This is a genomic window from Aneurinibacillus terranovensis DSM 18919, from assembly GCF_000430625.1.
Taxonomy (GTDB): Bacteria; Bacillota; Bacilli; order Aneurinibacillales; family Aneurinibacillaceae; genus Aneurinibacillus_B; species Aneurinibacillus_B terranovensis.
Window position 1 is genome coordinate 130,970 of sequence record NZ_KE387173.1, and the last position, 1,734, is coordinate 132,703.

At 50.0% G+C, this 1,734-nt stretch carries 1 protein-coding gene; it reads left to right on the forward strand.

The window, feature by feature from the left end; genetic code table 11:
* The first annotated feature begins 280 nt into the window (after positions 1–280).
* Positions 281–1,588 (forward strand): group II intron reverse transcriptase/maturase, encoded by a 1,308-nt coding sequence (gene ltrA, locus H525_RS0118480; protein ID WP_027417394.1) that lies wholly within the window; start codon positions 281–283, stop codon positions 1,586–1,588.
* Positions 1,589–1,734: the final 146 nt, after the last annotated feature.

Consider the following 1,734-nt stretch of genomic DNA (forward strand, 5'->3'; position numbering starts at 1 on the left):
AACTGACCGAAAGAGTCTGAAACGGCAGTTCTCACCGGCGGGGTATCAGCGACGACATGGAGTGAAAGATGATGTGGAAACTGGAGAAACCCTCGACACCCGATGAAGAAAGCTCATCGAGGAGGCAGTCCCTATAACCGTGATCGGGAAATGGGACATGTAGGTGTCAGGGTGGCGGATCGGGTCGTAGTACTGTCGATCTGCGTGCAGCAAAACGCGTAGGGAGGGAAGGACCCGGACCGGTAAACAAATCCGTATGACTAAAGGAGGCAAGGGTGCCATGACAAAAACACCCATCAGTTTGCAGGAGCTGAGGCAGCGGATATATCAAAAGGCGAAGGCTGAACCTACGCATCGATTCTGGGGATTATTTACCCACATAACCAGTATAACGACCCTTCATGAAGCGTATCAACATGCAAAGAAAAACGGCGGTGCCGCAGGCATAGACGGACAAAATTTTGCAGACGTGGAACAAGAGGGCGTTATCCCGTTTCTCGAAAGCATTCAAGAAGAACTCCGGATGGGAACGTATCAACCTCAAGCCAATCGCAAGGTAGATATACCGAAGGCGAACGGCAAGATGCGGACTTTACAAATTCCTACGATTCGGGATCGCGTTGTACAAGGGGCGCTGAAATTGATTCTGGAAGCGATCTTTGAAGCTGATTTCTGTCCGAATTCGTATGGGTTTCGACCGAAACGATCACCCCATCAAGCTCTAGCCGAAGTAAGGCGAAGCGTACTACGCCGCATGACCATAGTAATCGACGTGGATCTGTCCCGATACTTTGACACGATCCGGCACTCGATCCTACTGGAAAAGATGGCGAAGCGCATCCAAGACCCGAAAGTGATGCACCTGATCAAACAAATCATAAAAGCGGCGGGAAAGATCGGCGTACCGCAAGGGGGGCCGTTCTCTCCTTTAGCTTCGAATATCTACCTGAACGAGGTAGACTGGGCATTTGATGCCATTCGGCGTAAAACGGCAGAAGGTAACTACGAAGCGGTCAATTACCATCGGTTTGCCGATGATATGGTGATCACCGTAAGCGGACATTCGAGCAAGCGTGGATGGGCTGAATTAGCTCTTAAAAGACTCCAAGAACAACTGGAGCCCTTGGGTGTCGAACTAAATTTGGAGAAAACCCGGATGGTCAACGTCCTAAAAGGTGAGGCATTTGCCTTCCTTGGATTTGACTTCAGAAGAGTGCCAAATCGCAGTGGAACCGGACACTTCATCCTCATGACGCCGAAAAAGAAAGCACGCATGGCAGTCAAGGCGCGGATACGTGAGCTCATCCAAAATGGAGGGGCAACCCCAGCGAAAGACATGGTGAAACGGATAAATGCCGTATTAGCCGGATGGGTAAATTACTTTCGCGTCGGGAACTCTAGCCGCGCATTCAGTGAAGTACGTGACTATACGGAAATGAAAATACGAACCCTGCTGACGAGAAGAAAACGGAGACGAAAGCGTAGTGTTGGATGGCGAAGATGGAGTAATGAGTACCTCTACAATGTATTGGGGCTGTACTGGGATTGGAAAGTCCATCCTCTTAAAAACGTAGAGGCATACCGATGAAAGTGGTCGCCATTTGATAGGTCACATAACCCTTTTGACGAAGTTTACTGGGTGAGCTGCTTGAGGGAAAACCTCACGAGCAGTTCTTATGGGGAGGGGCTGGAAACGGATTGCAAACGACACCGCGCCAGTCCTTTACCCGACAA